Origin of the sequence: Pandoraea pnomenusa, assembly GCF_040391475.1 — a bacterium.
In the GTDB taxonomy this organism is placed as follows: Bacteria; Pseudomonadota; Gammaproteobacteria; order Burkholderiales; family Burkholderiaceae; genus Pandoraea; species Pandoraea pnomenusa_C.
Genome location: NZ_JBEBXS010000042.1, coordinates 1 through 26099 on the forward strand (window position 1 = coordinate 1; position 26099 = coordinate 26099).

At 65.4% G+C, this 26099-nt stretch carries 20 protein-coding genes and 2 pseudogenes; 14 read left to right on the top strand and 8 right to left on the bottom strand.

The window, feature by feature from the left end; genetic code table 11:
• Positions 1-1424 (top strand): annotated as a pseudogene (locus ABWO90_RS24455) (DNA-directed RNA polymerase subunit beta'); the annotation flags it as partial.
• Between the two features lie 108 nt (positions 1425-1532).
• On the opposite strand, the gene ABWO90_RS24460 reads toward ABWO90_RS24455, so the two are convergent.
• Positions 1533-3716, bottom strand: a complete 2184-nt coding sequence (locus ABWO90_RS24460) for a TonB-dependent receptor family protein (RefSeq protein ID WP_502922698.1) — start codon at positions 3714-3716, stop codon at positions 1533-1535.
• Between the two features lie 348 nt (positions 3717-4064).
• Here ABWO90_RS24460 and hpaH point away from each other — a divergent pair, with 348 nt between their 5' ends.
• Genes hpaH through ABWO90_RS24490 form a run of 6 tightly spaced genes read left to right on the top strand, consistent with a single transcriptional unit; the run spans position 4065 to position 10125 of the window.
• Entirely contained in the window at positions 4065-4874 is an 810-nt protein-coding gene (hpaH, locus tag ABWO90_RS24465) for a 2-oxo-hept-4-ene-1,7-dioate hydratase (RefSeq protein ID WP_353193808.1), read from the top strand.
• 35 nt (positions 4875-4909) lie between these two features.
• Positions 4910-5692, top strand: a complete 783-nt coding sequence (gene hpaI, locus ABWO90_RS24470) for a 4-hydroxy-2-oxoheptanedioate aldolase (RefSeq protein ID WP_353193809.1) — start codon at positions 4910-4912, stop codon at positions 5690-5692.
• Between the two features lie 59 nt (positions 5693-5751).
• Positions 5752-7227, top strand: a complete 1476-nt coding sequence (locus ABWO90_RS24475) for an aldehyde dehydrogenase family protein (RefSeq protein ID WP_353193810.1) — start codon at positions 5752-5754, stop codon at positions 7225-7227.
• A gap of 41 nt (positions 7228-7268) precedes the next feature.
• Entirely contained in the window at positions 7269-8132 is an 864-nt protein-coding gene (locus tag ABWO90_RS24480) for a DODA-type extradiol aromatic ring-opening family dioxygenase (RefSeq protein ID WP_353193811.1), read from the top strand.
• Between the two features lie 12 nt (positions 8133-8144).
• A complete protein-coding gene (locus ABWO90_RS24485; RefSeq protein WP_353193812.1) occupies positions 8145-9095 on the top strand; it encodes a fumarylacetoacetate hydrolase family protein in 951 nt (316 codons plus the stop codon).
• Between the two features lie 40 nt (positions 9096-9135).
• Positions 9136-10125: a 2-dehydropantoate 2-reductase gene (locus ABWO90_RS24490; protein WP_353193813.1), complete on the top strand. Its 990-nt coding sequence runs from the start codon at positions 9136-9138 to the stop codon at positions 10123-10125.
• A gap of 75 nt (positions 10126-10200) precedes the next feature.
• Here ABWO90_RS24490 and ABWO90_RS24495 read toward each other — a convergent pair whose 3' ends face one another.
• Both ABWO90_RS24495 and ABWO90_RS24500 read right to left on the bottom strand, forming a co-directional pair.
• On the bottom strand, positions 10201-11487 hold the full coding sequence (locus ABWO90_RS24495; RefSeq protein WP_353193814.1) for an MFS transporter: 1287 nt from the start codon (positions 11485-11487) through the stop codon (positions 10201-10203).
• A gap of 70 nt (positions 11488-11557) precedes the next feature.
• The gene (locus ABWO90_RS24500; RefSeq protein ID WP_353193815.1) at positions 11558-12757 is read right to left on the bottom strand and encodes an amino acid aminotransferase; all 1200 of its coding nucleotides are present in this window, start codon (positions 12755-12757) and stop codon (positions 11558-11560) included.
• A 202-nt stretch (positions 12758-12959) separates the two neighbouring features.
• Here ABWO90_RS24500 and ABWO90_RS24505 point away from each other — a divergent pair, with 202 nt between their 5' ends.
• Both ABWO90_RS24505 and ABWO90_RS24510 read left to right on the top strand, forming a co-directional pair.
• Positions 12960-13898 (top strand): LysR family transcriptional regulator, encoded by a 939-nt coding sequence (locus ABWO90_RS24505; RefSeq protein ID WP_353193816.1) that lies wholly within the window; start codon positions 12960-12962, stop codon positions 13896-13898.
• 232 nt (positions 13899-14130) lie between these two features.
• Positions 14131-17580, top strand: a complete 3450-nt coding sequence (locus tag ABWO90_RS24510) for an autotransporter family protein (protein ID WP_353193817.1) — start codon at positions 14131-14133, stop codon at positions 17578-17580.
• Between the two features lie 94 nt (positions 17581-17674).
• Here ABWO90_RS24510 and ABWO90_RS24515 read toward each other — a convergent pair whose 3' ends face one another.
• A complete protein-coding gene (locus tag ABWO90_RS24515; RefSeq protein WP_353193818.1) occupies positions 17675-18136 on the bottom strand; it encodes a hypothetical protein in 462 nt (153 codons plus the stop codon).
• A gap of 140 nt (positions 18137-18276) precedes the next feature.
• Between ABWO90_RS24515 and ABWO90_RS24520 the strand changes: the two genes are divergently transcribed.
• Entirely contained in the window at positions 18277-18693 is a 417-nt protein-coding gene (locus tag ABWO90_RS24520; RefSeq protein WP_353193819.1) for a DUF302 domain-containing protein, read from the top strand.
• Between the two features lie 297 nt (positions 18694-18990).
• Positions 18991-19701, top strand: a complete 711-nt coding sequence (locus ABWO90_RS24525) for a dienelactone hydrolase family protein (RefSeq protein ID WP_353193820.1) — start codon at positions 18991-18993, stop codon at positions 19699-19701.
• Between the two features lie 364 nt (positions 19702-20065).
• Here the strand turns inward: ABWO90_RS24525 and ABWO90_RS24530 are convergent, their stop codons facing one another.
• The gene (locus ABWO90_RS24530) at positions 20066-20380 is read right to left on the bottom strand and encodes a DUF4148 domain-containing protein (protein WP_353193821.1); all 315 of its coding nucleotides are present in this window, start codon (positions 20378-20380) and stop codon (positions 20066-20068) included.
• A gap of 151 nt (positions 20381-20531) precedes the next feature.
• Between ABWO90_RS24530 and ABWO90_RS24535 the strand changes: the two genes are divergently transcribed.
• Together ABWO90_RS24535 and ABWO90_RS24540 are read left to right on the top strand one after the other, a co-directional pair.
• Positions 20532-20930 (top strand): CopD family protein, encoded by a 399-nt coding sequence (locus ABWO90_RS24535; RefSeq protein WP_353193822.1) that lies wholly within the window; start codon positions 20532-20534, stop codon positions 20928-20930.
• 103 nt (positions 20931-21033) lie between these two features.
• Positions 21034-21825 (top strand): AraC family transcriptional regulator, encoded by a 792-nt coding sequence (locus tag ABWO90_RS24540; RefSeq protein ID WP_353193823.1) that lies wholly within the window; start codon positions 21034-21036, stop codon positions 21823-21825.
• Here ABWO90_RS24540 and ABWO90_RS24545 read toward each other — a convergent pair.
• From ABWO90_RS24545 to ABWO90_RS24555, 3 genes are all read right to left on the bottom strand, one after another.
• Positions 21773-22495: an HAD family hydrolase gene (locus tag ABWO90_RS24545; protein WP_353193824.1), complete on the bottom strand. Its 723-nt coding sequence runs from the start codon at positions 22493-22495 to the stop codon at positions 21773-21775. The two genes, ABWO90_RS24540 and ABWO90_RS24545, sit on opposite strands and share 53 nt — an antisense overlap.
• A 203-nt stretch (positions 22496-22698) precedes the next feature.
• A complete protein-coding gene (locus tag ABWO90_RS24550) occupies positions 22699-24012 on the bottom strand; it encodes a hypothetical protein (RefSeq protein ID WP_353193825.1) in 1314 nt (437 codons plus the stop codon).
• A 128-nt stretch (positions 24013-24140) separates the two neighbouring features.
• Complete coding sequence (locus ABWO90_RS24555; RefSeq protein ID WP_353193826.1) at positions 24141-25535, bottom strand: aminotransferase-like domain-containing protein; 1395 nt, start codon at positions 25533-25535, stop codon at positions 24141-24143.
• A 428-nt stretch (positions 25536-25963) separates the two neighbouring features.
• On the opposite strand from ABWO90_RS24555, the pseudogene rpsL reads away from it, so the two are divergent.
• Positions 25964-26099, top strand: a pseudogene (gene rpsL, locus ABWO90_RS24560) (30S ribosomal protein S12); the annotation flags it as partial.

The window sequence follows — 26099 nt, forward strand, 5'->3', positions numbered from 1 at the left end:
AGCTGACGATGCGTACGTTCCACATCGGTGGTGCGGCATCGCGTGCGGCAGTGGCCTCGTCGATCGAAGCCAAGTCGAACGGTACGGTTCGCTTCACGGCAACCATGCGTTACGTGACGAACGGCCGCGGTGAGCAGATCGCCATTTCGCGTTCGGGTGAAATCCTGATCACGGACGATCATGGCCGCGAGCGCGAGCGTCACAAGGTGCCGTACGGCGCCACGCTGCTGCAACTCGACGGTGCACAGGTCAAGGCCGGTGCCCAGCTCGGTACGTGGGATCCGCTGACGCGCCCGATCATTACCGAACACGGCGGTTTCGCCAAGTTCGAGAACGTCGAGGAAGGTGTCACGGTTGCCAAGCAGATCGACGATGTGACGGGTCTGTCCACGCTGGTCGTGATCGATCCGAAGCGTCGTGGTCCGGCGTCGAAGAGCGTGCGTCCGCAGGTCAAGCTGCTCGACGAGAATGGCGTCGAAGTGAAGATCCCGGGCACCGATCACCCTGTGACGATCGGTTTCCAGGTGGGCGCACTGATCACCATCAAGGACGGTCAGTCGGTGCCGGTGGGTGAAGTGCTTGCACGTATCCCGACCGAAGCGCAGAAGACCCGCGACATTACCGGGGGTCTGCCGCGTGTGGCCGAGCTGTTCGAAGCACGTGCACCGAAGGACGCCGGCATTCTGGCCGAAGTCACGGGCACCACGTCGTTCGGTAAGGACACGAAGGGCAAGCAGCGTCTGGTCATTACCGACCTCGACGGCAACCAGCACGAGTTCCTGATTCCGAAGGAAAAGCAGGTGCTGGTGCACGACGGTCAGGTCGTGAACAAGGGCGAAATGATCGTGGACGGTCCGGCCGACCCGCACGACATCCTGCGTCTGCAGGGTATCGAAGCGCTGTCGCGTTACATCGTTGACGAAGTGCAGGACGTGTACCGTTTGCAGGGTGTGAAGATCAACGACAAGCACATCGAGGTGATCGTTCGCCAGATGCTGCGTCGTGTGCAGATCACCGACAACGGCGATACCCGCTTCATCATCGGCGAACAGGTCGAGCGCTCGGACATGCTGTACGAGAACGACGCCATGAACGCCGCGGACAAGCGTCCGGCGCAGTACGAGAACGTGTTGCTGGGTATTACGAAGGCGTCGCTGTCGACGGATTCGTTCATCTCGGCCGCATCGTTCCAGGAAACGACGCGCGTGCTGACCGAAGCGGCCATCATGGGCAAGAAGGACGACCTGCGTGGCCTGAAGGAAAACGTCATCGTCGGCCGTCTGATCCCGGCAGGTACGGGTCTGGCGTATCACAAGGCCCGCAAGGCCCGCGAGACGTCGGATCGCGAGCGTCACGACCAGATCGCTCTGGAAGAGGCGTTTGCGCCGATGCCGAACTCGGTGGAAGAGCCGACGGCAGAGTAATCGGACTGACGGCGCTGGCGAAAGCTGGTGCCGTCGGCCGGATACCCGGTCGCACAGCAAGCCGAACGGCACCCTTTACGGGGTGCCGTTTTTTTTCGTCCGTGCCGGTTAGAACCCGAAGTGTCCCTGCACGTAGACCATGCGCGGCGCGCCGACCATGATGCCGCCGTTCTGGTCGGTGTTGCGCGTGAAGAAGCGCTTGTCGAACACGTTGTTCACGCCCACGGTCACGTCGGCGTTCTTGTAGAACGGCAGCTTGTACATCGCCTGCAGGTTCCACGTGCGGTAGCCGGGCACCTTGCCGTTCATGCCGTCGGCCGACGGCGCTTCGGTGTTCGCCAGATCCGAGTACTGCGAGCTCTGGTGCGTGGTCGAGACGTTGAACGTCCACTGGCCAATGGCGTAACGCACGCCGAGCGTGTCGGTGAAGCGGGAGTAGAACGGCACGTCAAGGCCGGCCGTCGTGCCCGACTTCTGGATCGCACGCACGTAAGTGAAGTTGGCGTACAGATTCAGGCCGCGCAGTGCGCTGTCGCGATCGAACGTGTAGTCGATCGCGGTTTCGACGCCGTCGTGATCGGTGGCGCCGATGTTCTGGAAGGTCGCCGGGCTCACGCCGGGCACCTGCAGAATCTGGTTGTCGAACTTCATCTTGAACGCCGTCAGTTCTGCCTTCCAGCGAGCGTCCGTCCAGCGCGTGCCGATTTCATAGGTGCGCGCCACTTCCGGTTGCAGCGGGTTCGATGCCGACATCGAGTTGAGCTGCGTGTTCTGCACCGGGCCGAATGAGGTGCTGTAGTCCGCGAAGATCGTCCACGCGCTGTTCACCAGATATGACAGGTTCACCGACGGCAGCGGCTTGTTGTTGTCCGTGCGGTACGTCGCGCCCGTGGTCTTGTCGACACGTTGCGAGCTGATCAACTCGTAGCGCACGCCCGGGGTGAAGCGCCAGTTGCCCCACGCCATGCGGTCGTCGAGGTAGAACGCGTTGGCCGTGGTGTAGTTGTAGAACGTTTGCGTGGCGGTATTGCGCCCTGTCGCGAGATTCGTATTGAAGCTGTTGTCGTCGCCGCGCTCGCGAATGAAGCGATAGCCGACGGTCACGTCATGCGCGGTCGGGCCGAGGAACAGCCGCTGCGTGAAGCGCGGTTCCACGCCGAACGTCTGGTAATTGCGCGGCTGATGCATGAGCGTGAGCGGCGACGCCAGGTTCGTGAGCGTGCTCTGACGATAGCTCTCGTTGTAGAACGTGCGGATCTCGAACTCCTGCGTCTCGGAGAGCGTATTCAGGTAACCGAAGTCCAGACCCGTGCGGTTGCCGCTCCAGTAGTCGTTCGGACGCGTGTTCTGGAACGGATCGGCGTTGTACTGCGCGGCCGTCAGACCGCCGGGCGTCATCGACTTGGCGTCGAAGTACGAGATCTTGCCGTAGACCTGCTGGCTCGGCGTGATGTCGTAACGCCACTTCAGCGCGAGGTCGTTCACGTTCTCGTCGCTGCCTTTGCGCCAGTCGCGACCGACCATGCCCGAATACAGCAGCGCGAGACCCAGCCCGTTGTCCATCTGCGTACCGAGGAACACGCCGTATTGCGTGTTTGCGCCGCCGCCGGTCGTGTACATGTTCTGACGCACGGTCGCGTCCGCCGTGAGGCCCGACGTGTTCGGGATCGAACGCGTCTTGAAGTTGATCACGCCGCCCACGTTCTGCGGGCCGTAGCGCACGGCGCCGCCGCTACGCACCACGTCGATGCTCTCGATGTTGAACAGGCTCACTGGCGCGAACGACAACTGCGGTTGTCCGTACGGGGCCACCGCGAGCGGAATGCCGTCGAGCAGCACGGTCGAGCGCGGCGAGAAGCGGCCGGTCAGCCCGCGCACACCGATGTTCAGCGAAATGGCGCTGCCCGCCGTGCTGGAGTTGTCCGACGCCTGCACGCCGGGGATACGGCGCATCACGTCTCCAATGCTCGCGGCGCCCGAGGCTTCGATGTCCTGCTTCTTCACGACGGTACGCGCGCCCGGGAAGGTCTTCGCGCTGTTGTCGAGACCGGTGCCGAGCCAGTCGCCGGAGACATTGACCGCGCCGAGTTCGACGTCGGCTTTCGCCTCGGCGGCCGTGACGTGGTCGGCCTGACTGGCGCCGGCGGCCTGCTGGGCGTACGCTGTGCCGAGCGAGGTCATGAGCAGGGCCACGGCACAGGCGGTGGCGCGGGGCAGGGCGGCACGGCGAGCGGTGGCGGGAACGGACGATGCACTGCGGCGAGCAGCATGGCGACTTGCGGACATCTTCATCTGGAACCTTCGACTGCGAGAGTGTGACGAGCGCGACCGCAGGCGGGAGCCATGGGGCACGGCGATAGATTTGTGGGTCCGGGAGGACCGGATCGTTTGTAATGCAGCGTAATAAAGCGCTGCGAATTATAAATGCAAATCACTCTCATTTCCGATGGGCATTCTCAACGATCGGTTGAACGTGGCGTGCTGACGACAGTGAGATGGCGCGACGTCGGATTATCCAGTTTTGCTAATCAATCACCCAGAATCGATTGATTGTGGATGGCGGTGGCGGCCGCAAGAATAGAGGCTTCCCGACCGATAAGAGACGTCGCCTGCGTCGGGCGACGCGATGGAGACAACGCGATGCCGAAGCTCGATGCCTCGACTCACCAGGCCCTCGCCCGCGAACTGCACGAGGCCGAGCGCAGCCGCACGCCGGTGATGCAGTTTTCGCGGCGCTATCCCGACATGACGATTGCGGACAGCTACGCCATCTCGCAGGCGTGGCTGGCGCTCAAATTCGCCGAAGGCCGACGTGTGATCGGCCACAAGATCGGCCTGACGTCGCGCGCCATGCAGGTGGCGGCACAGATCACCGAACCCGACCACGGCACGCTGCTCGACGACATGCTCGTGGCCGACGGCGCCACGCTCGACGCCTCGCGGTTCATCGTGCCGCGCCTCGAAGTGGAGTTGGCGTTCATTCTGGCCAAGCCGCTCAAGGGCCCGGGCGTGACGCTGTTCGATGTGCTCGACGCGACCGCATGGATCACCCCTGCGCTCGAATTGATCGACGGACGCATCGAACTCTTCGACCGCGACACGAAGACGCCGCGCAAGGTCTTCGACACGATTGCCGACAATGCCGCGAATGCCGCCGTGATTCTCGGCGGCCGCCCCGTGAAGCCCGACGCCATCGACCTGCGCTGGGCAGGTGCCTTGCTCTATCGCAACGGCGTGATCGAGGAGTCGGGCCTGAGCGCTGCGGTCCTCAATCATCCCGGCAACGGTATTGCGTGGCTCGCGAACAAGTTGGGGGCGTTCGACGAAGGTCTTCAGGCCGGAGAGATCGTGCTCGCCGGCTCCTTCACGCGCCCCGTGGCCTGCACGGCGGGCGACGTGTTCCATGCCGACTACGGCCCGCTCGGTGCGATCGGCGTGCGCTTCGTCTGACGCCGTCCCCGCGCTTTCTCCCGGAACCCGATGCCATGAAAACTCCCCCCAATACCTTCAAGCAGGCCCTCGCACGCGGTGAGCGTCAGATCGGTCTGTGGATGGGACTCGCCACACCGTACGCCGCAGAACTGTGCGCGGGCAGCGGCTTCGACTGGATCGTGATCGACGGCGAACACGCGCCCAACGATCTGCGTACCATGCTGGCGACGTTGCAGGCCGTAGCGCCGTATCCCACGCATCCGGTCGTGCGGCTGCCGCACGGCGACGCCACGCTCATCAAGCAAGTCCTCGAAATCGGCGCGACTACGCTGCTCGTGCCGATGGTCGAGTCGGCCGACATGGCGCGCGCGCTGGTGAGTGCGACCCGTTATCCGCCGCAGGGCATTCGCGGTGTCGGCAGCGGTCTGGCGCGCTCCTCGCGGTGGAATCGCTATGAGGACTATCTGCACGCCGCGAACGACACCACGTGTCTGCTCGTGCAGGTCGAGACCGCCGAGGCGCTCGCGCAAGTCGACGCCATCGCCGCCGTCGACGGCGTGGATGGCGTCTTCATCGGACCGGCGGATCTCGCCGCGTCGATGGGCCATCTCGGCCAGGCCACGCACCCGGAAGTGCGCAGCGCCATTGAAGACGGCATCGCGCGCATTCGTCGCGCGGGCAAGGCTGCGGGCATTCTGTGCGTCGACGAGACGCTCGCCCGGCACTACCTCGACGTGGGTGTGACCTTCATGGCCGTGGGGATCGACACCTCGCTCCTCGCGAGCGCGAGCCGTGCGCTCGCCGCGAAGTTCACCACCCATACCCCGAAAGCCTGAACATCGCGCGTCCGGCGACCCGGACGCGCGTTCCTCCGACATCCCCAAAGAGACATGGCATGAGTGCTACCCGTTTCGACGTCGCCGGCGTTTCCGTATCGCCCGACCACTACATCGATGGCCGCCGCGTGGCGTCCGCCGAGACCTTTGAATGCGTTTCCCCGATCGACCAGACTCGTCTGGGCGACATCGCGAGCGGCAATCTCGGCCATGTCGATGCGGCCGTGACGTCGGCGTCGCTGGCATTTCCGGCCTGGGCGGCGCTGGGGGCGGCCGGGCGCGAGCCCTATCTCAAGCGCTTCGCCGACGCCATCGGCGCGCGCGCCGACGCGTTCGCCACGCTCGAGAGTCACGACGCGGGCGTGCTGCGTTCACGCATGGCGCACGGTGTGGTGCCGCGTGCCATGCAGAACATCACCTGGTTCGCCGAACACGCACTCACGTTGCAGGATCGCGTGATCGAGACGCCGCAGGCGCGGCACCTCGTGCGTCACGATCCGGCCGGCGTGGTCGCCGTCATCACGCCCTGGAATTCGCCGCTGATGCTCGCCACGTGGAAGATCGGCCCCGCGCTGGCGTCGGGCAACACGGTCGTGCTCAAGGCGCCGGAATGGGCGCCGCTGACATCGTCGCTGCTCGCCGATTGCGCGGAGGAAGCGGGGCTGCCGCCCGGGGTGTTCAACCTGCTGCAAGGCTCGGGTGCCGTGACGGGGGCCGCGCTCGTGAGCGATGCGCGTCTCGCGCGGATCTCGTTCACGGGGTCGGTGGCCACCGCGAAGTGGATCGCGAAGACGGCCGCCACGAATCTCGTGCCCTGCAGTCTTGAGCTTGGCGGCAAGTCGGCCTTCATCGTGCTCGCGGACGCCGATCTCGACGCCGCCGCCGCCACGGCCGCGCTGATGTATCGCAACGCCGGCCAGGTGTGCCTGGCGGGCACGCGACTGCTCGTGCATGCCGATGTCGCGCCGGCCTTCACCGAGAAGCTGCGCGCCATGGTCGAGCGTCTGGTCGTGGGCGATCCGCGTGAGGGCGAGACGGAGGTCGGGCCGATCATCCACATGCGTCAACTCGAACGCGTGCAGGGCTTCGTCGAGCGCGCGGTGGCGGGCGGCGCTCGCGTGCTGTGGGGCGGCAAGCGCCACCCGTTCGGCGAGCAGTATTTCGCACCAACGTTGCTGACCGATCTGCGTCAGCAGGACGAGATCGTGCAGCAGGAAGTCTTCGGTCCGGTGCTCACGCTGCAGACATTCGCGAGCGACGACGAGGTCGTCGACATGGCGAACGGGACCGACTACGGACTCGGCGGCGTGTGCTACGGCGACGAGACGCATGCCATCGCCGTGGCGCAGCGCGTGCGCACCGGGTTCATCTGGGTCAACAGCTTCGGCATTCGCGATCTGGCGGCACCGTTCGGGGGCATCAAGCGCTCGGGCGTGGGCCGCGAAGGCGGCGACTGGAGCTTCGAATTCTTCTGCGACGTGAAGGATGTCGTGGTGCCGAAACAGCCGTTCAAAGCCAGCTTCAGCCATCGCTGAAGCGCGCGCACGGCATAACAATGAGACGAGAGGAGAGCGGTATGGGACAGATCGTCGGCGCGGCACTGGTGTCGCATCACCCCGGCCTGATGCAGTGTGAGGAGTTCCGCGTGTTGCAGGGCGCGGGCGCGGATTCGGACCTGATTCCCGGTTACGCGCGTTTGCGCGAGCGCATCGTGGCGGCGCGTCCGGATGTCATCGTCATTTTTGACTCGCACTGGTTCACCACCGGCTATCACCTGATCGATGGCGGGGCGCATTACTCGGGCATGTACATTTCCGACGAAATGCCGTGGTACCTGCACGGCGTGCCGTACGACTATCGCGGCCACCCGGAGCTTGCGCTGGCAGTCGACGCCGTGGCGCGCGAGCGCGGGGTGCGCGCGCGTGCGGTGCAGCATCCGGATCTGCCGCGTCACTACCCGACGATCAACGTCATCAAGCAAATGCGACTCGACGCCTGGCCCATCGTGACGGTGAGTTCGTGCCAGAACTGCGAGACACAGCACTTCCTGCAATCGGGGGAAGTCATCGGCGAGGCGATTCGCCGCAGTCATCTGCGCGTGGTGATGCTGGCCTCGGGCGCCTTGAGCCACAAGTTCAACGGCATCGACTGGAAGCCCAATCATCCGCGCGTGTTCCACGAAAGCAACGTGTCGCGCCCGGAGAACATCGAGAGCGACAAGCGCGCCATCGAGGCGTTTCGCGAAGGGCGTCACGACCGGATTCTGGCCGATTGGGACGACGACTACCGCAAGCGCCCGTGGGAGGCGCACGGCGCGCATTATCTGCAGATGGTCGGCGCCCTCGGGGGCGAGGCGTGCCGCAGCGCCGGCACGGTGCTGTCCGACTACGAGAATGCGCGCGGCACGGGCAACGTGCACATCTGGTTCGACACGATCTGACGAGGCAAGACCATGGACTTCGAATTTCCGCTGCGTGAATTGCCTGCCGTGATGCGCGGCCCGCGTGTCGAGCGTCGTCGCATTCTGCTGGGCGGCAGCGCGTTCTGGGGCACGATCGTCGAGGAGGGCGCCGAGCGCGGTCTGCTGCGCCTGGATGACGGCCGCACCGTCGATCCGCAAACGGTCGCTCACTTGCCGCCGGTCGACCCGTCGAAAATCATCGCCGTGCATATCTCCTACCGCTCGCGTAGCATGGAGACGCGCAACAAGCCGAAGCCGACGGACACGCCGACGTATTTCACCAAGCCGCCGACCTCACTCAATGGCCACGGCGGCCAGATTCTCAAACCGGCCGACTGCCGGTATCTGAATTACGAAGGCGAGTACGCCGTGGTGATCGGTCGGACATGTCGCAACGTGTTGCCGGACGAGGCCTGGGATTACATCGAAGGTTTCTGCCCCGCGCTCGACATGGGGCTGCAGGACTTCCGCGATACCGATCAGGGCTCGATGCTGCGCGTGAAGGGGGCCGATACGCTGCTGCCGATCGGTCCGGGCATCGTGCGCGGGGTCAACCTGTTCGAACAGACGCTGCGCACCTATCGCAACGGGCGGGTGGTGCAGGAAGCGCATATCGGCGACGAGACGATCTGGGGACCGCATTACGTGATCGCGGACATCGCGCGTCACATCACGCTGGTGCCGGGCGACGTGATCCTGATGGGGACGCCATGCCATTCGCGTTCGGTGGATGCGGGCGATCTCGTCGAGTGCGAGATTACCGGGCTCGGACGCCTCTCGGGCGCCGTCGTGCGGATCGAGGCGCCGCGTGCGGCGGCGCTGGGCGTGGGGCACGCCCCCGGCGACAGTCCCGAAGTGCGCCGTGTGGCGCTGGGCTTCGACGAACGCGTGCCGGAGCGGTTCAAGGAAAATTACCGTCTGGCGGGACAACGTCAGGACTGACGCGAGTGACAGACATTTCAGGCATATCAGGAGTGAACGGATGAAGGTGACGATCATTGGCGCGGGCGCCATCGGTGGCTTGCTGGGCACGAAGCTGGCGGCGGCCGGTGAGGCGCAGGTCAGCGCGCTGGCTCGCGGCGCGACGCTGGCAGCGCTGCGCGAGCGTGGCTGGCGCGTGAAGCAGGGCGAATCGCTCACGGCCGCGCCCGTCGCGGCGGCGCATCCGCTCGAAGACGCTGCGAAGCTCGGCGTGCAGGATCTGGTGGTCATTGCCGTGAAGGGACCTGCGTTGGTGCAGGTCGCGGCATCGGTCACGCCACTCGTCGGACCGGACACGCTGGTGCTGCCCGCGATGAACGGCGTGCCCTGGTGGTTCTGCCACGGCGTGGCACCGTTCGGCGATACGCCGCTCACGAGCGTGGACCCGGACGGGGCGATCGGCGCAGCGATTCCGATGACGAACGTGATCGGTTGCGTGGTGCATGCGAGCGCAGCTACGCCGGAGCCGGGGCTGGTCGATCACAAGATGGGTCGGGGTCTGATCATCGGTGAGCCGGGCGGCGGTTCGAGCGAGCGCGTGCAACGACTCGCGGGGCTGCTGGAGCGCGCGGGTTTCGAGGCGAAGGCTTCGGAGAACGTGCGTCTCGACATCTGGTACAAGCTGTGGGGCAATCTGACGATGAACCCGGTCTCGGCGATCACGGGGGCGACCATCGATCGCCTGCTCGACGACCCGCTGGTGCGCGCGTTCTGTTCGGCTGCCATGCGTGAAGCGGCCGCCATCGGGGCGCAGATCGGTTGCGCCATCGACCAGTCGCCGGAAGATCGCCACGAAGTCACGGCAAAGCTGGGCGCGTTCAAGACGTCGATGCTGCAGGACGTGGAGGCGCGTCGTCCGATCGAACTCGACGCACTGGTGAGCGCGGTGCGCGAGATCGGCCAGCGCGTGAATGTGCCGACGCCGAACATCGACGCACTGCTCGGCCTGACTCGCCTGTTCGGGCGCGTGCATGGGTTGTATCCGCAGTGATCTCGCGGTGATGTGAATGGCAAAAGGGGCACCGAGGTGCCCCTTTCTCATGGTGCTTGCGTTTCGCGTGTGGGCTTACTTGACCCCGGTGTGGCGATACACCTGGCTGAGTGCCATCAGACCGACGGCCGCGGCGGCCATCATGTAGAAGCTCGGGGCCAGCTTGCTGCCGGTGGCGTTGATCAGCCAAGTCAGGATGAACGGTGCGAAGCCGCCGAAGAACGTCACCGACAGGTTGTACGAGAGCGACAGGCCCGTGGTGCGCGTCTTCACCGGGAAGATCTCCGATGCGAGGGCGGGCAGCGGCGCGAAGTACACCGTCATGAGCACGCCGAGCAGCGTTTGCAGCGCGAGCATCATGCCGAAGCTCGGGTGCGTGGAGAGCAGCCAGAACATCGGCCAGATCGTGACGAGCAGCAATGCCGCCGCAATCATCATCGGCTTTGCGCGGCCCACGCGATCCGACCACGCGCCGACGATGGGCGAGAGGAACATCTGCACGATCCCCGTGGCCACCGTTGCCGCGAACGCCACCGAGGCGGGCAGGCCCAACTGCTTGATCGCATAGGTCGGCATGTACAGCACGAGGTAGGTCGACACGGTCGCGACGACGACCGCACCCACCGCCAGCAGCAGACGCATCTTCTGATGGCCGAGCGTGTCGCGCAGCGGCGTTTGCGTAGGCTCGGATTCCAGGAACTCCGGCGTTTCGCTGACATGGCGGCGGATGTAGTACGCCACCGGACCGATCAGCAGGCCGAAGAAGAACGGCACGCGCCAGCCCCAGCTTTGCATTTGCTCGGGCGAGAGCGTGCCGGTGAGCACCGCACCGAACCCGGCGGCGAGCAATGTCGTCAGGCCCTGACTCGCGACCTGGAAGCTCGCGAAGAAGCCGCGGCGTTGCGGCGCGTGTTCCGCAAGAAACGCCGTGGCGCTGCCGAATTCACCGCCCGCCGAGAAGCCCTGGATCATGCGCGCCAGCACGATTCCCATCGGCGCGAGCACGCCGATCGTCTCGTATGTGGGCATGAAGGCGATGATCGCCGTGCCCGCCATCATCAGCAGAATGGTGAGCGTGAGTGCCTCGCGACGCCCGCGACGGTCCGCATACACGCCGATCACGATGGCACCCAGCGGACGCATGAAGAACGACACCCCGAAGGTGCCGAGCGTGAGCAGCAGCGAGGTCGTGTCGTCGCTCGTCGGGAAGAACAGCTTGGCGATCGTGACGGCAAAGAAGCCGTACACGACGAGGTCGAACCATTCGAGCGCGTTGCCGATGGACGCGGATATCACCGCGCGCCAGGTGTGAGAAGTGTCGACGCGACCGACGGGCGCGCCCGCGGCAGTGGCAGTGTTCATGTTGTCTCCAGTCGTTGTTATGTATCGCGCATGCGTTTGCCGGAGGCATGCACTCCGTAATCCCCAGCGGTCAATCGTTCGCCAGCACCTGTGCGATGGCCTGCGCCACCGTGTCCACATTGCGCGTGTTCAGCCCGGCCACGCACATGCGTCCGGAGCGCAGCAGGTACACGCCGTGCGTCTCGCGCAGCGCATCGGCCTGCGCCGCCGACAGTCCGGTGTACGTGAACATGCCGCGCTGCGCGGTGTAACGCGAGAGCTTCTCGCCGCTCACGTGCGGGGCGAGGCGCGCATGGATCTGCGTGCGCATCGTGGCAATGCGGGTGCGCATGCCGTCGAGTTCGGCTTCCCACGCGCGACGCAGCGCAGGCGTGGTCAGCACCTGTGCCACCAGACGCGCGCCATGCGTGGGCGGGTTGCTGTAGTTGGCGCGCACTGTGCCTGTGAGCTGGCCGAAGACACGCGACGCTTCGTCAGCGGTGGCGCACACCACCGAGAGCGCACCGCAGCGCTCGCCGTATAGCGAGAAGTTCTTCGAGAACGAATTGGCGACGACGGTCGGTACGCCCGCATCGGTCAGCGCGCGCACGGCGAAGGCGTCGGCGTCGAGCCCGTCGCCGAATCCCTGATAGGCCATGTCGACAAACGCGATCAGGCCGCGCGCCTGCATCACCGGCACGAGGGCTTGCCATTGCGCTTCGGTGAGGTCGACGCCCGTCGGGTTGTGGCAGCACGCGTGCAGCAGCACGATGCTGTGCGGCGCAAGGGTGGCGATTGTCTCGAGCATGGCGTCGAAGCGCAGGCCGCCGGTGGCGTCGTCGTAGTACGGGTACGACTGCACCGGGAACCCCGCGCTCTCGAACACTACGCGATGGTTGTCCCAGCTCGGGTCGCTGATCCAGACCGTGCTGTCAGGGAAGTAGCGCTTCAGGAAGTCCGCACCCACGCGCAGCGCGCCGCCGCCACCGAGCGTCTGCAGCGTGGCGATGCGTTGCTCGCGGCGCGCGGCGTTGGCGTCGCCGAAGACCAGCGCCTGCACGGCGTCGCGGTAGGCCTGCGAGCCCGCCATCGGCAGGTAGGGGCGCGGACCGATGTCGGACAGTACGGCCGATTCGGCCTCGCGCACGGCCTGCATGACCGGCAGGCGACCGTCGTCGTCGAAATAGATGCCGATCGACAGGTTGACTTTTTGCTGGCGGGGGTCGCGGCCGAAGGCTTCGTTCAGGCCGAGAATCGGGTCGCCGGGATAGGCGTCGACGTGGGAAAACATGCGGGTCTCGCTCCTTGCTGCAGTGACGGGGCCGATGGATCGATGCGGCCTGCCGAGGTCGGATGGCGTCGCGGCGCGCGGAAAAAGGCTTCGGACGGCGTGCGAACGGGAATTTTGAAAATCGATTGTGGGCGACGCCCCTTTCGGCAACAATCAATCGATTTTGGTCTATTCGTAAGCGAAACTTGATAATCGACACGCCATGCCCCTGACCCGCGTCACGCTCCGCCAGTTCGAAGCCCTGGTGGCCATCGCCGAATTGCACAGCTTTGCCGAGGCGGGGAACCGCATGGGTCTCACGTCGTCCGCCGTGAGCCAGCTCGTGGCGGAACTCGAATCGGTGCTCGGCTTTCGCATCTTCGACCGCACGACGCGTCGCGTGGCGCTGTCGAGCGCGGGGCGCGACTTCCTCGCGTCGGCCGAGTCGGTGCTCCGGCACGTGCAGGCCGCCGAGAAGACCGCCGACGATCTGCGCAACCGTGCCGCGGGGATCGTGCGCGTGGGTGCGCCGCTGGTCATCGCCAGCATGGCGCTGCCTGCTGCGATCCGGGCTTATGCGGCGTCGCGCCCGAAGGTCGTGGTGCGCGTGGTCGACACCCCCGTCGACGCGCTCATCGATCATGTGGCCAACGGCGATATCGATCTCGCCATCGGCCCCAATCGCTCGACGGGCGCCCACGTGGCGGGGACACCTGCGTTCGACAGCCCCTGGGTGTTGTGGTGTACGCCGGATCATCCGCTCGCGCGCCGCCGTCGCGTGCGCTGGGCCGACTTGCGCGACACGCCGCTCGTGGCGGCTGGACGCGATCACGAACGCAGCGTGGCGCAAATGCGGCTCTCGGCGCCGCCCGATGCGCGCATCACGCCGATCGACGTGGTCGACAACGTGACCACCGCGCTCGGTGTCGCGGCACAAGGGCTGGCGGCGACGCTCACGCCCGGCTACGTGGCGGCACTCGCGCATCCGTTCGGTCTGGTGATGCGTCGCGTCGTGTCGCCCGAGACGATTCGACAGGTCTGCGTCTACCGACCGGTCTCGCGCGCCGCGTCGCCGGCGGCGGAAGGCTTCGCGCAATTCCTGCTCGAATGGCTGCCGCAATGGAACGAGACGCTCATGGCGGCATCGCGCGAACCGGCATGACGCGCGCGCAACACTCCGATAATTAAAATTACGATACGGATTGCGAAACAAACGATAAAAATAGCTAGTTATCGATACGCGTTGAAGTTACGCGTTACCCGTGTGTGCGCGGGCTGTAGTTTTCGAAGCGATTGCGATAGTGTTTACCCAACCTTTCGATGCCTTTCGTCGAAACTTTTGCTTCGTACTGCTCCCGATGTGTCTGCTTGTCTCCCACCCCCTAGGAGGTAAAGTGACTCACGCCACGCATGCGCGCCCGCCTCGTCGGCATCCTCTCGCGCTCGCCGTCTCTCTCGTCTTTCTTTCCCTGCAGGGCGCTTACGCGCAGACCTATCCCGATTCGGTGATCGAATCCGAGAGCAATCTCAATTACGAGCAGTACTACGACGGCAACGTCGTTCCAACGGGAACGATCCAGGGGACGGTGACCATTCGCCCGGTGCCCCCTTATCCGGCGCAGCTCGGCGGTGCCGGGGTGTCGGTGTTTCGCGGTGCAGTCGTGACGATCAATCCGAATCTGGGTACGCCGGGGTTGGTGTCGATCACATCGGATGCGTACCCGGGAGCGCCGAACGACGCACTCTGGATCGCTAATGGCACCGTCAATATCGTAGCGAGCACTGCCGGTGTGCTGCTCACGGGCAATGGCGAATCCGTGCACGGCGTGTACATGCCCGAGTCGGCTTCAGGCAATTCGCTGCTGACCGGCGCGAACGTGACCATCGTGACCAACGGGTTGAAGGCAGACGGCATGCGCCCGTACGGCAGCACGTCGACGATCGATCTGACAGACACGTCGATCACCGTGAACGGCCAGGACAGTTGGGGCGTACGTTCATGGGGCGGCAGCAATATCACGCTCACGAACACGAAGATCACGTCGAACGGCGCCGTCGGTACGGGCACCGGGGCTGGCGCAGGAGGGGTGCAGGTCTACAACGGTTCCATCGCCACCATCAACGGCGACTCGACGATCACCACGGCCGTTGCGGGCAACCTCGGTTTGAACGCCGAGTCGGGCGGCACGCTCAACACCAACGCGGACCCGAATACCCCGGGAACGGTTGTCGTCAGCACGACAGGCGCCGGCAGTCACGCCGTACGCATCGGTACAGCAACCGGCAACCTCAACCGGTTGAGCCTGTCGACAACGCAGAACTCGACCTACGGCCTGCTGGTCAACGGCACCTCGACGGTAACCGGATCGCAGGTCGCGGTCAGCACGCTGGGCACTTCGGCGTACGGTATGTGGATCTCCGGCAGCACCACCGCCACGCTCAACGGGGGTGCCATCACCACGAACGGGCAGACGGCCTACGGTCTGCTGTCCGGCTCGGGTGCGGCGACGGTGAACCTGTCGGACTTCGCCATTGCAACGCATGGCACGCAGGCCTACGGCATCTACGGGTGGACTGGCAGCACGACAAACTTCGCCGGCGGCAGCATCACGACCGATCAGGCGAGCACCTACGGCATCTACGCTAACGCGGGCACCGTCAATTTGCTGACGAGCAGCGCGACCGGTGCGGGTACGTCGATCACGACGACAGGCACGAATGCGTATGCGGTGCGCATCCAGAACGGCGGGATGTTCAACGCCTCCGGCGCGACCTTGCGCGCCACGGGCAGCGGCACGGCCGCCATCGTGTTCGACGCCCCGCAAACGCTCGCTGCCGTGCAGGTCGGGGCGACGCCCGGATTGCCCGCGATGCCGGCGAATACGCCGGAGTTGCCGTCCACCACGGCACCGCCACCGCTGGCCATCGTCACCCCGATACCGGCAGCGCCGACCGAGACCGGCAGCGACGTCGTGGACCCACCAACGGTGGGTTCGCCGCTCGCCGCACCGCCGCGCGCGGGGGGCTACAACATGACGTTGCAGAACACGACCGTCACCTCCGACAGTGGCGTGGCCCTGTGGATCTATGGCGGGGTCGCCAACGTGAATCTGGTCAATACCACGCTAAGCGGTGGTGGCGGCGCGATCAACGCCTCCACGCGTTCCGGCATCGGCGCGACACTCAATCTCGACGCCAGCCAGTCCACGCTCACGGGCCGCATCTATACCGACGCGACCAGCACCTCCGTCGTCAATCTGAGCAACAACAGCGTGTGGCACGTGACGGCAAGCTCAAATGTCACCGAACTCAACAACGCCAACAGCCTGATCGACTTTCCCGTGACGGCGGCGCTGACGTCGGCACCGCTGAGTCAGGCGTCATATCGCAATGTGAGCATCGGCAACAACTACTCGGGCAGCAGCGGCACGCTGGGGCTCAACACCTATCTGAACGAGGGCGGCGCGCTGACGAATCAATTCAGCGACCGATTGCTTGTGAAGGGCGGTGCAAGCGGTACGACGCTTTTGCAGATCAAGCCGGTGGCCGGAAGCCCCGGCGCGTTGACGTCGCCCAGTGGCGTGATTACCAACGACGAAGGGATCTCCGTCGTACAGGTGGCGGGGGCGTCGACCTTCAACGCGTTCCAACTCGCGGGCGGCTACGTCGTCGGCGAGAGTTCGCCCTACGAGTATCGGCTGTACGCGTACGGTCCCGGGTCTGCGCACGGTACTGCGGACGCCTCGCAGAACCTCGTCAGCACCGGCGCGGGCTTCTGGGACTACCGGCTGCAAACCGCCTATGTGACGCCGGGCGGCGACGTCGATCCCGAGTCGCCGGGCAACCCTGGCGGCGAGGTCGACGTGCCCGTACCCCCCGACGCCCGTCGCGAGGTCGCGCCGCAGGTGCCGTCATACATCAGCGCACCGACCGCGCTGCTGCATGCCGGGTTGATGGACATGGACTCGCTGCATCGGCGTCTGGGCGAAGTGCGCGACGATCGCGAGCTAGGGCGCGATCGCGGGCCCGGCGAGATGTTCATGCGCGGCTACGGCGGCAGCATGAAGTACTTCTCCAATCAGAGTTTCCAATCCTTCGGCTACGACATGAAGGGGGACTATGGCGCGATTCAGGTCGGCGGAAACCTGTTCAGGCAGTTCACCGACGACGGCACGTGGCGCTTTGGCGCGGCCGGTTCGCTGGGCTGGCTGCACTACGAGCCGACGGCGATCGATGGGCCGAGTTCCACGCGCACGAGTAACTATCGGCTCTATGGTTACGGGACATATCAGAGCCAGCAGGGTTGGTACGTCGACGGGATCGTGTCGGTGGGCTGGTTCAACGGTCGTGTAACGACGGACGCGCGCGGTGAAGTCGCGCCGATGCGCGGGACCAGCTATGCCGCGTCGGTGGAGTCGGGGTATCCGCTGGCGCTGGCGTACGGGCTGAATCTGGAGCCGCAGTTGCAGTTCGTCGGGCAACACCTGTCGTTCACCAACATGACCGACGTTGACGGGCTGAAGGTCAACATCGGCGCGCAGAACCAGGTGACCGGGCGGCTCGGCGTGCGGCTCACACGTCCGGTGGAAGTGAGCACGGGACGCATCACGCCGTATCTTGGCTTCGATCTCGTGCATGCGTTCGTCGCCGGGACGAGCGTGCAAGTGAGTGACGCCGTATTCCAGAGCGGGAAATATGGCGACGCGATGGTCTTCTCGCTGGGCGTGAACGGCACACCTTCGCAAAACTTCTCGCTGTACGGGCGCGTAGCCTATCAGCAAAGTTTCGGCTCGGGCGGCATGCGTGGCGTCCTCGTCAACGTGGGCGCGAAGTACGTGTTCTGATGCGATGCCGGACGACGCATGAGCATCGTCCGGGGCGGGCGCATCCGGCGCTTCGGGGCGGGCTCAACGTCCCGGAGCGATCCGTTCGCGATGTTCAGCGACGCTTGGCGTCACCCGGCGGTAGCGCGGCGAGATCTTCGCTCAACTGCGCGCGCAGCGTCGCGATGGCCGCTGCGGTGTCGGCCGGCTTCAGTTCCTCGCGTGCGATGGCATCGCGCAGATGATGACGGACCATCGGATCGCGCGCTTGCGTCAGCGTTTCGCGATAGAACGGCAGCACGTTCTCCGGATGTCCGCCGACACGGTACAGGTGTGCGATTTCTTCAATAGTCCGAATTGCTGGAATGGCCGGACCACCGTGACCGGGGCCGCCGAAGCGCGCACCCATGCCCGGCGGCGGGGGTGGCATGTCCGCGCGTGCGGCGGGCGGCGGCGCATCGCGCATGTCGTTCGCGGGGCCTGCCGGTGAGACGGGAGCGGCGCTGGCAGCGCCGGTGACCGTCAACGCCAACATCAGCGCGAGCGTGCTCACGGTATTGCGCAGGGTAATCGTCATGATATGGACTCCGTAATGAATGCATTCGCCGAAATTCCGAATGCAGGCGCCAAGCGTAACGCGCATCGCGGGGGTAGCCGGTGGGCCGTAACGACGTGTAAGGTGATGGCTATCGCGACGACCGCCCGAGGAGACCGCGCATGGCTACCGACGCCCCTGAATTCGCTCATCCCGCTACCCTCACTTCGTGGAAGAGTCCGGTGGACTTTTACGCCACCCTGACGCGCGTGATCGATGCGCTCAAGCAGCACGGCATGACGATCTTTGCAGACATCGACCAGAGTGCGGCGGCGGCCTCGGTGGGGCTGTCGCTGCGACCGACGCGGCTGCTGCTCTTCGGCAATCCGAAGGGCGGCACGCCCGTGATGGCCGCCAATCCGCACGCCGGGCTGGAACTGCCGCTCAAGGTGATGGTGTGGGCCGCCGCGCCCGACGATGTCCGGGTGGATTTCCTGAACCCGGGGCCGTCGCTCAGTGCGCTGTACGGCATCGACTCGGCGCAGTCCGCCGGATTCGGCGGGGCGGTGAAGCTGTTGGGGGCGGCGCTGGTGGCATGAAACCGGGGGCGGTGGCAACGCCGGGCGGTGTTTCGGGTTCATTCGTCAAAACGACGTGCCGCAGGGCGCGACAGGCGAGCGGGGGTTTGGCGGCGCGCGGACGCGTCGTTGCGGCCCGTCAGCCTCGCAGCGCCTTATCTGGCGGGCCTCGCCGCTCGCTGTGAGCAAGCGCAAAAGTCCCTATACTGATCCGGCCTCTCTGCGTGTGGTCGCGTGGGCACGTCGCCTCCGATCTGTGCGGGGCACGACACCCGGTCCGTGCAGGCATTTCCCCCTTTTCTTGATGGAGCAACTTCCGTGTCGAACAGTCAATGGATTCAGGTCGAGACCGCGGACGGTGTTTTCGATGCCTATCTGGCATTGCCACCGACGGGTAAGACAGCGAACGCGCCGGGCATCGTGCTGGTGCAGGAAATCTTCGGCGTGAACGAGCACATTCGCGGCGTGGCCGATCAATACGCGATGGACGGCTACGTGGTCCTCGCACCGGACGTCTTCTGGCGTTCCGCCCCGCGTGTCGAGCTTGGTTATTCGGGCGACGACTGGGCGCGTGCAATGGAGCTGCGCAAGGCGGTCGACGTCGAGAAGACCGTGAAGGACGTCGAAGCCACGGCCAAAGCGCTGCGTACCCGGCTCGACGCGGGTGCCAAGGTCGCCGCCGTCGGCTACTGCTTCGGTGGCCTGGTGTCGTACCTGAGCGCCGCGCGCGGTCTGGTCGATGCCGCTGTGCCGTACTACGGCGGCGGTATCCACAACTATCTGGGCGAAGCCGCGAACCTGAACGTGCCTGTGCAGTTCCACTACGGCGCGCTGGATAGCCACATCACGCCGGATATCGTGCAGCAGGTCAGCGATGCCGTGAAGTCGCGCCCGAATACGGAAGTGTTCGTGTACCCGGGCGCCGACCACGGTTTCAACTGCTGGTCGCGCGAGTCGTATCATCAACCGGCGTCGGTGCTGGCCCACGGCCGCGCGCTGGAATTCCTGGCCAGGGCCCTGGCGAAGTGAGGATGGTGCGCCGGCTTGGATGCGATGTCGGCGCAACGCTCACCCGCAAATGACAAAAGCCCGCTTCGGCGGGCTTTGTCGTTTCTGCGCGTGAGACGTTTCGCGGCTTGCATGACGCCGGTGGCGGCAACATGCGGGCAAGGACGGACGAGGGGCTGCGGTCCGCTAAAAAAGCCCGTCGCCGAAGCGACGGGCAAAGTCCTGTGCGTCGAACCACTACGCACAGCGACAGGAGTCTGAGGCCATGAAAGGCCCGAGTTCAGACGGAGCGCAGGCCAGGCCTCGCGCGTCGTGACGTCGTTATGCGCAGAACGCGAGCCGCGCCGCAGCCACGTCAGGGAGGCGTGCGGCGCGGCAGGTTACATTACGAACCCAAGGAGGTCATGCCGGCACGAACCTGGCCGTGGCTGCCAACCGAGCGGGTCTCGGCCGGTGCGCCGGTCTTGACGGCCTGTGCGGCGGGGGTTGCCTTCGGGTACACGGCGTCGTGTTGCACCACGAGGCCGGCTTGACGTGCCTGGATCAGTTCTTCACGAACCTGGGCACGGGTCAGGGCGCTGGTTTGCGGCACCCACGAGAATTCCGAGGGGCCGTCGAAGGCGTCGCTGGCGAAGGCCGAACCGGCCGAGACGGCGAGCATTGCAGAAACCAGAGCCGAAGCAATAAGAGCGCGTTGCATGATGTTTTCTCCTGTCTTTTGAAAGAGGCGATGTGTTATTCATCGTCGACAGTTGAAGTCTATTAATGCATGACGCAACGATAAAGACGAGTTATCGCAAGCTACTCTTGTGTAATTTGGAATAATCGAACGAACCCCGAGGAGACCGCCGATGCTCTATCTGTGGATCAAGGCCGTACATCTGATTGCGGTGATGACGTTCATCGCCGGTATGGTGACGATGGCGCTGGGCGGGCGGCTGGCACAGCCCGAGTGGCGACGCATCGCCCGGCGGGCCGACTACGGGCTGGCGTCGCCTGCGCTGATCGTCGTGTGGGTGAGCGGGCCGGCGCTGGCGATCATGGCGAACTGGTGGAGTGCGCCCTGGCTCATGGCCAAGCTGGTCTTCGTGATAGTGGTCTCCGCATTGCATGGCCGGATGTCCGGCACGCTGCGCCGGCTGGAGCGCGATGGCGCGACGGCGTCGCCATCGCTCTTCATGCGCGCGCTGCCGGTGACGTGGGTGTCCATGGCGATCATCGTGGCGCTGGTGATCGTCAAGCCGTTCTGATCGGCGGTAAGGGATTCGGCTTGGTGGCCGGGCGTGCGCGGTGTTACGCTGACGACACCGCCAAAAACGTCCCAAAAATTACGCCTTTGAAGGCATGGTGCCAATGCCGATCACCAGTACGGTAGCCCTGGAGTTCCATGGGCCAGACCGCCCCGTCGGCGCGTTGGCGAAAGATTACCCGGACGGTCACGTCATTCACCCGCACAGCCACCGGCGCGCGCAACTGATGTATGCGAGCGCCGGTATTCTCGAAGTGCGCACGGACACGTCGTTCTGGGTCATTCCGCCGCAACGCGCGTTGTGGATTCCGGGGGAAGTCACGCATGAAGTGCGCATGCGGGGCAATGTCGAAATGCGCACGATCTACGTCGACGTGGCGCGATGCGGGATGGCGACACCCAGCGATCCCGTGGTCATTCGCGTGTCGGCGCTACTGCGCGAGCTGATCCTGCGTGCGATGACGCTCGCCGAGCAATGGTCGCCCCAGGGCAAGGACGCCCTCGTCATGGCGCTGCTGCTCGAGGAACTCGAGTGGAAGAGCGACTCGCCGCTGCATTTGCAGGTGCCGCGCGACGCACGGTTGCGCAAGATCTTCGATACCTACCTGAACACGCCCGCCGATGCGCGCAGTCTGCAGGACTGGGCCGTCGAGGTCGGGGCGTCGAGCCGCACGCTCGAGCGGCGCTTCATGACGGAATTCGGATTGCCGTTCCGGGAGTGGCGTCAGCACATGCGGCTGCTGGGGGCGCTGCCGCTGCTCGGGGCCGGGCGGCCCATCACGCAGGTGGCGCTCGAAGTCGGCTACGACACGCCGAGCGCCTTTTCAACGATGTTCCGCCGCTTCATGGGCGTGACGCCAAGCGAATACCTGACGCGCGCCCGCGACCCGGAGTGAGCCAGTGCATGGCGTCCCACATGTCGTCGTATACGGGTACGCCTTCGGCATACAGCGGTGAGCGCTGGCGCTTCGAGCCGATGCCGACGAAATCGATGCCCAGCTGGCGCGCCACCTTCAGGTCCCACATTCCGTCGCCAATGGACACGATGGCCCGCGGATTCGTGATCCCGTAGCCCACCTGCGCACGCTTGATGGCCTCGGCGACGAGCTGCTCGCGCGAGCTGTATTCCGACGCGGTGATGAGCATCGCGTCGGTGTAGTCGATCGCGACGGAGCGCAGCTTGCGATGGCTGACCTGCCGAATGCCGCCGGTGGCGAACACCACCCCCCAGCGCGAGCGATGCGCAGCCTCGACAAAGGCACGCGCGCCGGGAATCTCGGCCAGGCCATGCGCATTGAGCAACGCGGTGAAGCGCTCGTCGATCTCGTGTTCGAAGCGTGCCAGGTCGTGCGGCTGAGGCAGCGCGCGCCCGTGTTCGGCATGCGCGTGGATCAGGATGCCGGTGTCGGTGTGATGCGGATAGCTGCCCCAGTCGGTGTTCAGGTCCTCGAATTCCAGCGACTCCATGGCGCCGAGCAGCGCGCGTTGATGGATGCGCACCGAATCGGTCAGGGTGCCGTCGACATCGAGCACCAGAATGCTGTCTTTCTCGAAACTCGCCTGCATGGCTGATAGTGAACTTGTGTCAGGGCGGAGGTCTCGTCCGCCGAATGGGGGGAGTGTACGAATTCGCCGCGTCGAAAAAAACGCGGCGAGTGACACCCGATACGCCGGACACGACAGACGGCCCTCTGTGTTTTGATAGCTTGACGCAGGTCATGTTCAGGACGGCCCGACGGCCATCCTGAACCTGGCACATGTCGCGCAGGTTACCCGAAGCGCGGACGCGATTGGAAGGAGTATCTCCTGTCCAGTCGCTCCAGTCTGTCGACCGCCGCTTGCATGTCGGCAAGCGAGTACCGCCACTGGTCTGCCTTGCGCGCCGTGCGCGCCACGTGAGGCGGCTCGCCCGCCCGCGGGGCGTCGGTGGCCTCGGTCGCCCGGGCCTCCTCGGTCGCCTCGGTCGCCTCGGTCGCCTCGGTCGGCTGACCGGATGACGCCGACGCATGATCGGCCGTCGAGGGAGGCGGCGCGACTGACGTGGGTGTCTGCGTCGGAGCGGAGGGTTCACAGAGCGGTTGTCGTACCCGCGCGTGTGAGATCGGGGTCAGCGCCTCGCGGTTCCCGCCGTAAGCGAATTCCTTGTAGCGCTGGTGGCCGTCGTGAAGCCACTGCGCCAGGGTCTGGACGAGGTTTTCACCGATCGGCACCTTCACCATGCCCGCATAGGACGCCTCGAGATAGTCGGGGATGTCGCCGAACATCATCGCCGGGTTCTCCCTGGCATGGGTGCGCGGGTCGTCTTGCAACGGGGTGATCGTGGCCGGCGTGTTCAGGGACACGAACAGCGTGAGCGGGGTGCCGTGCGTCGGAATCCGGATGTAGGCGCCGAGCATGGCGGGGCGGGTACTGATCTCGCCGGTGGGCAGCCGGAGGTCCGGGTTCGAGAACGGTGCGAAGATGGCGTGCCGTCGCGCTTCCTGCGGGCTGGTGATGACGCGAAGGAACGTCATCTCGGGGACTTCGATGTAGGCATTCGTTTGCGCGAGTACGCGGAGCATGCCGGGTGCCATCTGGCGGAGTCGTTTGGTCAGGCGGTGCTCCAGCGCAGCCACGGAAAACTGACCTTTCGACTCGGTGGCGAAGGTTTGCATGAAGCTTCGCCGGAGTGCCGCGGCATCGCGGCCATCTGCAGCCAGCGCGGTACGCAGCTCCGCTGGCAGCGACGCTTCGCAGCCGGCCAGCATCAGTCGGCTCACGTCGACGTCGATGGGCACATCGGGGGGGAGATCGAGCAGGCAGTTCTCGCTGTCGCGACGGCTGCCCACGACACAGACGGGCTGTACGCCGGCCAGTCGCTGCGCGAAAACGTGTGCCCTTGTGGACGGCGGGTGCGACCAGTCGAATACCGAATTTTTCGGCGGGGATGCCTCGTTCGACAGCGCCGTGGCGAGTGGCCCCGACGCCACATGCCGCAGCCCGGCGGCCAGTTCATGCCGATGGGGTGTTCCGCCAAGCGCTGGCGCGCCGCCGAATGTGGCGAGCGCAGCCGTCAATCCCTCTCCGATCGAAGATAGATGCATCGTCGTTACTCCGGTTGATGTCACGGGCCTGTTCCCGTGACGCCGGAGTATTCCCGTTGGCGCGACGCCGACTGTTGCGTTGACGCGCCGCGATTTGGAAATTGGTTCGGGTCGTGACGATCGCCGGATCAGACCACCGCTGCGCGCAGGCTCGGCGGCGCTTCGCGAAGCAAGGACTTGAGCCGCTTGAGCGCATTGGCGAGCCGCTCGGGATCGCGCACGCCACCGAGCGAAATGCGGATGGCGTTGGGGGCGTCGGGTGACAGGCAAAAGGCGTCGGCTGGCGTAACGGCCAGTCCTTCGGCGCGGGCGGCGAGCGTCAGCTCGCGCGCGGTCCACGGGGCGGGCAGGGCGTGCCAGAGGTGAATGCCGTTCGTGGGCGGGGTGCCCTCGTCACCCAGGATTTCGGCGGCGATGGCTTGCCGCTGCGCTGCCGCCGCCTTCACGCCTTCGAGAATCCGATCGGCCATGCCGTTGTGGATCCATTGCGTGGCGAGCCCTGTCATGAGTGGCGGGGCCATCAAGGCGAACGAGTGGAGCGTGTCGAGGAATGTGTCGCGGCGACCGGCGTCGGCCAGGCGGACGTATGCGGTACGCAGACCCGGCGTGAGGCATTTCGATAGCGTGGCCACGTAGTGCACGCGATGGGGCGCGAGACGGGCGAGCGGCGGCGGCGCGTCGGCGGCCAGGCGCCAGTAGGGGTCGTCTTCGATGAATGTCAGATCGAGGCGCTCGGCCACGGCGAGCAACTCGCGGCGGCGGCGTTCGGACATCGTTCGTGTGTTCGGATTCTGCAGCGTCGGGTTCAGGTAGACGAGACGCGCCCCTCGCTCGCTCGCGGCCTGGTGCAGCGCGTCGGGCAGCATGCCATCGTTGTCGGTGGCCACGGCCGTCAGCTGGCGGCCGAGCGAGCGCGCCGCACTGCGCAGGCCCGGGTAGACGATCGGCTCGCACAGCACGGTGTCGTCTCGCGCGGTGGCGAACAGCAGCAACGCGGCCAGCGTGGCCTGTGCGCCGGGGCAGACGAGCACGTCGGCGGGGGAGAGCGGGCCGAGCATCGGGGCGAGCCAGAGGGCGCCGGCCTGACGGTCGGCGACGCCGCCTTCGCCGAGCTGGTAGGCCATCAGCATCGAGGCGTCGGTATGCCGCAGGACTTCGTCGACCCCCTTCTGCAGCATCTCGCCGAGAAACAGCCCGGCCGGCGCCGGCGGGATGTTCATCCCCAGATCGAGCACCTGATCCAGTGCGATGCGCGGGGTGCTCACGAAGGTGCCCAGCGGGCCGCGGCCCTCGATGGCGTGGCGGTCGCGCGCCCGGTTGTACGCGCGCGTGACGGTGGTGAAATCGATGCCGAGCCACGACGCCAGTTCGCGCTGCGCCGGAAGTCGGTCGCCCGGGCGCAGACGCCCGTCGGCCACCGACTGTTCGATGAAGCTGGCCAGACGCAGATAGCGCGGCCCTTTGCCGGCAGTCAGGGCGGGTTTCCAGAAGGTGGCGCGCAGGGTGTCGTGCGAAGCGTCCATGGCGATGTCGGTATGATGTATGGATATTTTTATGTGTATGTACTCCAACTGGAGTGTAGTTTGCATACATGGACGTCGCAAGTCTTGAATTTCGGGGTGCCGCGGCGCATCTTGAGTCGGCGCTCCCCTTCGGGAATGGGGCTGCGGCGCCTGCGATGTCTCGCTTCGCGCTTCAAGGTCGCGTCAAGCCGTTAACAATCAACGACTTACGGGGCGATTCCGTGCGAGATTGCATTGACACTTGCATTGCCCCCATGTATAGTCGCAGGCTCCGGTTTTTCCGGCGGTAGGCCTGTGTCTAATGCAAAGTGCTTATGCATCAAGCGTTTAGATGCGGACAATCCGCAAGAGCTACCGGGGAATATGCAGTGAAGTCGCATGTGAGCCCGCCTTGGCTTTCATGCTTTTGACATATTTAGGAAATCACAATGCCAACGATTAACCAATTGGTCCGCAAGCCGCGCACCTCTGCTCAGATCAAGAGCAAGAGCCCGGCCCTGCAGGACTGCCCGCAGCGTCGCGGCGTGTGCACCCGTGTGTACACCACGACGCCGAAGAAGCCGA